The organism is Actinopolyspora mortivallis (assembly GCF_003001495.1).
In the GTDB taxonomy this organism is placed as follows: Bacteria; Actinomycetota; Actinomycetes; order Mycobacteriales; family Pseudonocardiaceae; genus Actinopolyspora; species Actinopolyspora mortivallis_A.
The window spans coordinates 63,731-71,129 of record NZ_PVSR01000017.1; the positions used below are offsets into that span (position 1 = coordinate 63,731).

Genomic DNA, 7,399 nt, shown 5'->3' on the forward strand with positions numbered 1-7,399 from the left:
TAACGCACCCACACCCGGATTCCGAGCCCGCGATGAGCGACCATGACCCTATGACCACTCCCTGGCTCGCTCCCGTGGCCCCCGGGGCGGTGCACGCCACCGTCGACGTCCCCGGCTCGAAATCGATCACCAACCGGGCTCTGATCCTGGCATGTCTGGCCTCCGGGCCCTCCGTGCTGCGTGCTCCGTTACGCAGCAGGGACACCCTCCTCATGGCCGAGGCGCTCCGCTGTCTCGGGGCGGAGATCTCCGACGGCCCCGACGGAGAATGGCTGGTGACCCCGCGAACGCCCCGTGGGCCGGCCACGGTCGACTGCGGTCTCGCCGGAACGGTACTGCGCTTCCTGCCCCCGCTGGCCTGCCTGGCCGAGGGGGAGGTCACCTTCGACGGGGACCCGCAGGCCCGGGAACGGCCCCTGCACCAGGTGCTCGACGCTCTCCGGACGCTGGGCGGCGAGATCGACGGGAACTCACTGCCGTTCACCGTCCACGGAGGCGGAGGAATCGGGGGCGGAGAGGTCACCATCGACGCCTCGGCGTCCTCCCAGTTCGTGTCGGGGCTGCTGCTCTCGGCTCCGGCCTTCCGGAACGGGGTGACCGTACGCCACGAGGGAGCCGCGATGCCCTCACTGCCCCACGTCGCCATGACGGTGCGGATGTTGCGTGAGCACGGGGTGCGGGTGGACGACTCCCAGCCGGACACCTGGAGCGTGTTCCCCGGGGAGGTGCGGTCACTGGAGAGGACCGTGGAACCGGACCTGTCCAACGCCGCTCCGTTCCTCGCCGCCGCGGCGGTCACCGGCGGTCGGGTGACCGTGCCGGGCTGGCCCACCGAAACCACCCAGGCCGGGGACGCCATGCGGGGCATACTCGCCCGTATGGGAGCCGAGACCCTGCTGGACGAACGTGGTCTGACCGTCACGGGACCACGCACCCTGTCGCCCGTCGATCTGGACCTGCACGAGGTCGGCGAACTGACTCCCACGGTGGCCGCGCTCGCCGCGCTCGCCGAGGGGACGTCCCGACTGCGCGGCATCGCCCACCTGCGCGGCCACGAAACCGACCGGCTCGCCGCCCTGTGCCGGGAGCTCGGCAACATCGGGGTACGGGCCGAGGAAACGGAGGACGGGCTGGTCATCACCCCCGGAGAACCCCACGGGGGACAGTGGCGGGCCTACGCCGACCACCGCATGGCCACCGCCGGGGCGGTACTGGGGCTGCGTGTTCCCGACGTGACCGTCGACGACATCGCCACCACGAGCAAAACCCTTCCCGACTTCCCCCGGATGTGGTCCCGGATGCTGGAGACAGTGCGCTGATGGCCCAGCGAGGATGGCGCGACCTGGACGAGTCCGACGTCAAAGTGCGCCCCGGGCGGCGCAACAGCAGACCGCGCAGCAAGCAACGCCCCGCCCACCGCGACGCCGTGGTCGGCATGGTGATCGCCGTGGACCGGGGCAGGTGGACCTGCGCGGTCGACGGGAATCCCGACCACCAGGTGGTGGCCATGCGCGCCCGGGAACTCGGTCGTACGCCGATCGTGGTGGGCGACCGGGTGTGGTTGGTCGGGGACACCTCGGGGGAGCCGGACACCCTGGCCCGCATAGTGCGGGTGGACGAACGCGAGAGCGTGCTGCGCCGCACGGCGGACGACACCGACCCGTACGAAAGGGTCGTGGTGGCCAACGCCGAACAGCTCGTCATCGTGAGTTCCCTCGCCGACCCACCACCCCGCCCCGGGTTCATCGACCGATGCCTGGTCGCCGCCTACGCCGGAGGGCTCACCCCCGTGCTGTGCCTGACCAAGGCGGACCTGGCCGACCCCACCGAGTGGGCGGACGGTTACGCGGGTTTCGACATGAGCGTGCTCACCACCAGGCCGGACGCGGAGCCGGAGGAACTCCGCGCGGTACTGCGGGGCAGGTTGTCGGCTCTCGTCGGGCACTCCGGGGTGGGCAAGTCCACTCTGGTCAACCGTCTGGTCCCCCGGGCCCGTCGCAGCACCGCCGAGGTCAGCGAGACGGGCAAGGGCCGACACACCTCCACCTCGGCCGTGGCCTTGCCCCTGCCGGACGGGGCGGGGGGTTGGGTGGTGGACACACCGGGCATCCGTTCGTTCGGGCTGGCGCACATAACGACCGGGGACCTGGTGAACGCCTTCGAGGACCTCGCGGAAACCGCCGAGGAGTGCCCTCCGAACTGCGGCCACCTCGGTGCTCCCGAGGATCCGGAGTGCCGGCTGGACGAGTTCGCCGCCCGCGAGGGGCGTCATCGGCAGCTGTCCTCACTACGGAGACTGCTGCGTTCGCGTACCGGGCGTGACGAGTGAATCAATTCGATAAATCGGTTTCCTCCGGGACTTCCCGTGTTGTTACGGTCCCACGTCGGTCGGAAGCAACCGAGGAAGGAAACGATGCGAAGACTGTCCGCGGCAATGGCGGCCGTCGCCGTCACGGGCCTGGTGGGGGCCTGCGGAACACAATCCCCCTCCGGCGGGAACGAGCCCTCGGAGGAGTCGTCCGAGATCACTCCCGTTGCCAGTGTCTCCGAACTGAAGAAAAAGGCCAACGCGGCCATGGACGGGCAACAGACCGTGCGAATCAAGATGCGCACGCTCGGTGTTCCAGCCGAAGAACAGGACTCGGTTCCGAACTTCGACTGCTCGATCGATTTCGCCGACTCGCTCCAGCGGTGCTCGGGAGCGATAGAATTCGCGTCCGACCCGGAGGGATTCTACTTCAATCCCGGAGAAACCGACCCCGAGGCGAAGAAGTGGGTCAAGATTCCGACCGGGGAGAGCGACGCCTTCCGGGAGATGTTCGGCGACCCCGAGCAGTACACGGATCTCGGAGAGCTTCTTCCCGAGGGATCGCGCATCGACGGGACCGAGCAGGTCGAACTGGACGGAACGAAGTCCCTGCGCTATGACGTCACCGTCGACGTCGAGAAGAACGCCGAGGAGAAGTCCGCCGAGAGCGGCACAGAAATAGACCCGGAAATGAGGGAAAAGATCAACAAACTCAAAAAGGAGGGGAAAGCGCACCTGGACTACACGATGTGGGTCGACTCCTCGGGAAGACCCCTGAAGGTGATCGTCAACCCACCGGATCCGGAGAACGCCGAGAGCGATTTCCGTGTCGAAGCCGTCTACGCCTGGGACGAGGACCTGGAGATAAAACTTCCTCCCGAGGAGGACACTCGCGAACTCACCCGCGCAGAGGCTGAGGAGCTGAAGCAGTTCATGCTCAGCCAGCAGGGCCAGAACTGAGTTCGCCACGCTGCCCCGCCGGGAGGCGTCCCGGCGGGGCTCCCCAGAACCCCCTCGTGGGGAGAGACGCGAGCGTCTTCCGGCGGGCCGTCGCCCAGCACGCGGCGGCCCGCCACCGGCGGCCGGGGGCGACACGGCCTTCCGGACTCCGCTTTCCCTGTGCGACTCTTCACAGCACAACGGCCACCCGTCGCGGAAGGCACCCACGGGGGCGAAGCACTCTGTTAGTTTGCTCCTGGTTCAGACCTGATCAACACGAGGGGAGCTCGACCGTGCGCCGCACGATGATGACGCTGTCAGCGCTGGCTCTGGTGAGCACGTTAGGAGCCTGCGGCAGCCCGTCGCAGTCCGCCTCCGAGGACGGCGACAACGCCCAACAGTCCGGGGAGAACGGCCAGTTCCGCGACGTCACGAAACTGGCGTCCCAGGCGTCGAGCACGATGGGCACCAAGGAGACGGTGCGGATGACCATCGAGGTCGACGGTGGGGTACTCCAGGGTTCCCCGCTCGCCAAGGCCCAGAACCAGAACTGCCAGGTGGACATCACCAACAAACGCATGGCCTGTGAGGGCGCCACCTCGACCGTCATGACCGAGGACGCCGTCTACTCCAAGATTCCCGAGATGGGAAGCGCGGAGAAGCCCTGGACGAAAATCAGCAGGAACTCCTCCGAGTCGGGAGGAATGAACCAGATGGGGCAGTTCCAGCAGTTCTCCGACCTGGACTCCGTGCTTCCCCCGGGCTCGGAGATCACCGGCGAGTCGACAGAGAAGGTCAACGGGAAACAGACCACCAAGTACGAGGTCGTCACCGACCCGAACAAGGTGGTGGAGCAGGCCGAGGGCGACATCAAGGAGCGCTACGGCACACTCGCCGAGAACATGAACGGCAAGGTACGGACCACGCTGTGGGTGGACTCCGAGGACCTCCCCGCGAAGGTGAAGACGGTGAGCCCTCCCATGACGATGATGGGCCAGGAGGTCCCCGAGTCCACCGCCACGGTGACCTACTCCGACTGGGGAGCTCCGGTGGACATCACCGTTCCTCCCGAGAGCAAGGTCAACGAATTCTGACTCGTTGCTCGCCGGGGACGGCTTCCCCGGCCGCGGCCGGGGAAGCCGTCCGTGGGAAGTCTTCCGGAACAGCGGAACACGCCGCTTCGAGATCCGGGGACTACATCAGCTCCAGCATGAAGGGAACCTCCTGCGGAGCGAACCAGGCCAGTTCGTGGTCCTCGGCGTCGCCCAGCGCCAACTCGGCCTTCTCGTCACCCAGATCGGCCGCGTCTATCACGGCGGCAGCCTGACGCACGTCCTGTTCGGCTTCGGTGGTGTCCACGTGCACCGCGGCCACCTTCTTCCACGGGACCGGCCCGGACACCCGCACCACGGCGTGATCCAGATCGGGCCGCAGGGTCACGTCCTTGACGTCGGCGGAAACCACCACCCGGCGTGGCTGCTCCTCTCCGGTGTCGCCCTCCTGCCCGGAAAGCAGCCGCAACGAGGCCCGTGCCGCCTCACGCATGGCCGCGTACTCCAGCTCCTCGGCGTCCCCGCTCGAATAGGCTTCGCGCAGCGCCGGAGTCAGCGCGAAAGCCGTTCCGCTCAGCGGTTGCAGCTGCTGCTGTTCGAAGAAGTCCCGCAGCATGCGCAACGTGGCGGGTATGTAGATCCTCATCGTCCGACCGTCCCGATCATCTCTTCCACCGATTCCTCGATCATCGCAGCGAGGACGTTCACATCCGGCACGGCCGCCCGATCAGCGTTGAGCCCGATGAACACGCCCCCGTTGTACGAGGTGATCCCTATCGCCAGGGACTGATTCCTCATCAGGGGTACCACCGGGAATATCTCCTCCATGAGTGCCCCCGCACCGTACAGCGGAGCCTGTGGTCCGGCAGCACTGGTCACCAGCAGGTTGAACAGACGGTCGGACAGTCCACCGGCCACGCGCGCCCCGAGCGCGTGCAACGTGGTAGGGGCGAATCCGGACAGCCTGAGCAGGGCCCGAACGGTCACCGGCCGGCCCGTGTCCTGACGGGCGCGCATCGCGTAGCCCACCTGGTACAGCCGCACGAGCGGATCGGGTTCGCCCACCGGAAGATCCACCAGGCGGGCCGCCACCCGCTCGAAGGGTCTCCCGGTCTCCTCCGAGCCTCGGATCTCCGGCATTCCCTCGTCGACCGGAACCGGAACCAGCGCGCGAACCGTGGTTCGGGCCGTGACCGCCTCACCCCGCCAGAGCAACCAGGTACGCAGTGCCCCGGCCAACGCCGTCAGGATCACGCCGTCGACCGTTCCTCCGTGTCTGTGGTGCACAGCCCGGAAGTCCTCCAGACGCCCCCGCGCCACCGCGAAACGCCGGTGGGCGGAGGTGGGGGCATTCAAGGTTCCCGAGGGCGAGGGGGTCAACGCGGCTGCCAGGGTCGAACAAACCCCGCCGAGGACTCCGGTCATCCGCCGCAGGGCCACCCGCGCCCCCGTCGCTGCCGTCCGGAGGTTCTCGGTTAACTCACCCGGTTGGTTGAGCGCTTCTTCCACCGCGGAGGCGACCAACCCGGCGAAGCCGGGGACCGGAGCGGGACTCCACCGATCCTCACTCCGGGCGAGACCGCGCTCCGGAGTGGTGTCCAGGATCAGCTGCCCCAGATCGATGGCACCGACCCCGTCGATCATCGCCTGATGCGTCTTGGTGATCACGGCAACTCTCCCCCGGGAGAGTCCTTCGACCAGGTGGAGTTCCCACAACGGTCGAGTGGTGTCCAGCTTTCGGGACATCAAGCGCTGGGTGAGCTCGTACAGCTGCTCGTCCTCCCCCGGTTCCGGCAACACCGAACGACGAACGTGATAACGGAGGTCGAAATCCGGATCGTCCGCCCAGACGGGCCGTCCCACAAAACCCGGAAGTCGTACGACCTTCTGCCGGTAACGAGGCGCGTCCCTCAGCCCGCGCCGGACGGCGGCGAGCATGTCGTCGTAGTCGAGTCCGTGCGCAGGCCGTTCGAACACCGCCACCCCACCCACGTGCATCGGGGTGGTGTGATCCTCCAAGTGGAGGAACGAAGCGTCGAGCGCGGAAAGTCGGTCGACCATGGCGGTGATCCTGGCACACGCGCACAGGCCCGCGAAGGGGAAAACCCGGCGTGGGATACTGGTCGCGGCCGTTCGACATGTCAGGCGGGTTCCGCGCGAGAACGTTTCCCGCCTCCGAAAGGAGTTTCGCCCGTTGTCGGAGCAGGTGTCCCCGCGGGACCGTTTCATCACCATCTACGGGCGCAAACCCGTTCTCGAAGCGCTCGAGGACCTCGAACTCCGTGTCGACAAGGTGGTCCTCGCCGAGGGAGCACGTGGCGAGATCATCCACGAAATAACCGAGGCGGCGGCCGACCGAGCCGTCCCCGTGAAACGGGCCAGCGCACAACGGGTGAAACTCCTCGCCGGCAACGGCAGGCACGATCAGGGCGTGGTGGCCGACGTCGTCGCCCGCAGGATGCGTCCGCTGGAGGACGCACTCGCCGATCCCGCCCGTGCTCCGCGGCGGATGCTGCTGCTGGACGGGCTGACCACACCCGCGAACGTGGGCATGGTGCTGCGCAGCGCGACCGCTGCCGGAATCGACGGGATAATACTGCCGCATCGCGGGGTCGCCAACCTGGACCCACTCGTCGTCAAAGCCTCTGCGGGGGTGGCTTTTCACGCCCCGATTCTGCGCGCCCCCGACGCCGGGACCGCCGCGGAGTCACTCATCGAGGCGGGCTATCCCCTGTACTCACTGGACTCGCATGGAGAGCAGGAACTGTTCCTGGCCGAGTTCCCGGAAAGAGCCGTTTTCGTGCTCGGCAGTGAGACGGCGGGACTGTCCAGAACGGTTGCGGAGCTGATCGCCGAACGCATCAGAATCCCGATGTGCGCGGGGCTGGAGTCGTTGAACGTGAGTGCCGCAGCCAGCGTGGTGTGCTATGAGCTGCTTCGGCGGGAGTACACCAGGAACCACTGACAGCGAACAACGTGGTTCGGTCGCGAAAAGCGGGATGCGTCCGAGGCCGGAGCAGTCCCGGAGAACAACTGATATGAAAAAGCCCCCCACTGTGGGTGGGGGTGGGTGTGGTGGGGGGTCGGCGGTGTCCGTGGT

7 protein-coding genes are annotated in these 7,399 nt (G+C 67.4%); 5 read left to right on the plus strand and 2 right to left on the minus strand.

The annotated features are described in order from the left end of the window. The first annotated feature begins 50 nt into the window (after positions 1–50). From aroA to CEP50_RS11410, 4 genes are all read left to right on the plus strand, one after another. Complete coding sequence (gene aroA, locus CEP50_RS11395) at positions 51–1,319, plus strand: 3-phosphoshikimate 1-carboxyvinyltransferase (protein ID WP_106113926.1); 1,269 nt, start codon at positions 51–53, stop codon at positions 1,317–1,319. Next, positions 1,319–2,329: a ribosome small subunit-dependent GTPase A gene (gene rsgA, locus CEP50_RS11400; protein WP_106113927.1), complete on the plus strand. Its 1,011-nt coding sequence runs from the start codon at positions 1,319–1,321 to the stop codon at positions 2,327–2,329. Before aroA ends, rsgA begins: the two co-directional genes overlap by 1 nt. Before the next feature lie 246 nt (positions 2,330–2,575). Continuing rightward, entirely contained in the window at positions 2,576–3,268 is a 693-nt protein-coding gene (locus CEP50_RS11405; protein WP_258175165.1) for a hypothetical protein, read from the plus strand. Positions 3,269–3,540: 272 nt separating this feature from the next. Continuing rightward, positions 3,541–4,341 (plus strand): hypothetical protein, encoded by an 801-nt coding sequence (locus CEP50_RS11410; RefSeq protein WP_258175166.1) that lies wholly within the window; start codon positions 3,541–3,543, stop codon positions 4,339–4,341. Between the two features lie 100 nt (positions 4,342–4,441). Here CEP50_RS11410 and CEP50_RS11415 read toward each other — a convergent pair whose 3' ends face one another. Next, complete coding sequence (locus CEP50_RS11415) at positions 4,442–4,945, minus strand: DUF6912 family protein (protein ID WP_106113929.1); 504 nt, start codon at positions 4,943–4,945, stop codon at positions 4,442–4,444. Further along, positions 4,942–6,360: a WS/DGAT/MGAT family O-acyltransferase gene (locus CEP50_RS11420; RefSeq protein WP_106113930.1), complete on the minus strand. Its 1,419-nt coding sequence runs from the start codon at positions 6,358–6,360 to the stop codon at positions 4,942–4,944. Before CEP50_RS11420 ends, CEP50_RS11415 begins: the two co-directional genes overlap by 4 nt. Positions 6,361–6,493: 133 nt before the next feature. Here CEP50_RS11420 and CEP50_RS11425 point away from each other — a divergent pair, with 133 nt between their 5' ends. Then, positions 6,494–7,264, plus strand: a complete 771-nt coding sequence (locus tag CEP50_RS11425) for a TrmH family RNA methyltransferase (RefSeq protein WP_106113940.1) — start codon at positions 6,494–6,496, stop codon at positions 7,262–7,264. Positions 7,265–7,399: the final 135 nt, after the last annotated feature.

Coding starts and splice junctions, on each gene's coding strand:
- aroA (WP_106113926.1), top strand. CDS start 51: ATGACCACTCCCTGGCTCGCTCCCGTGGCCCCCGGGGCGGTGCACGCC.
- rsgA (WP_106113927.1), top strand. CDS start 1,319: ATGGCCCAGCGAGGATGGCGCGACCTGGACGAGTCCGACGTCAAAGTG.
- CEP50_RS11405 (WP_258175165.1), top strand. CDS start 2,576: ATGGACGGGCAACAGACCGTGCGAATCAAGATGCGCACGCTCGGTGTT.
- CEP50_RS11415 (WP_106113929.1), bottom strand. CDS start 4,945: ATGAGGATCTACATACCCGCCACGTTGCGCATGCTGCGGGACTTCTTC.
- CEP50_RS11420 (WP_106113930.1), bottom strand. CDS start 6,360: ATGGTCGACCGACTTTCCGCGCTCGACGCTTCGTTCCTCCACTTGGAG.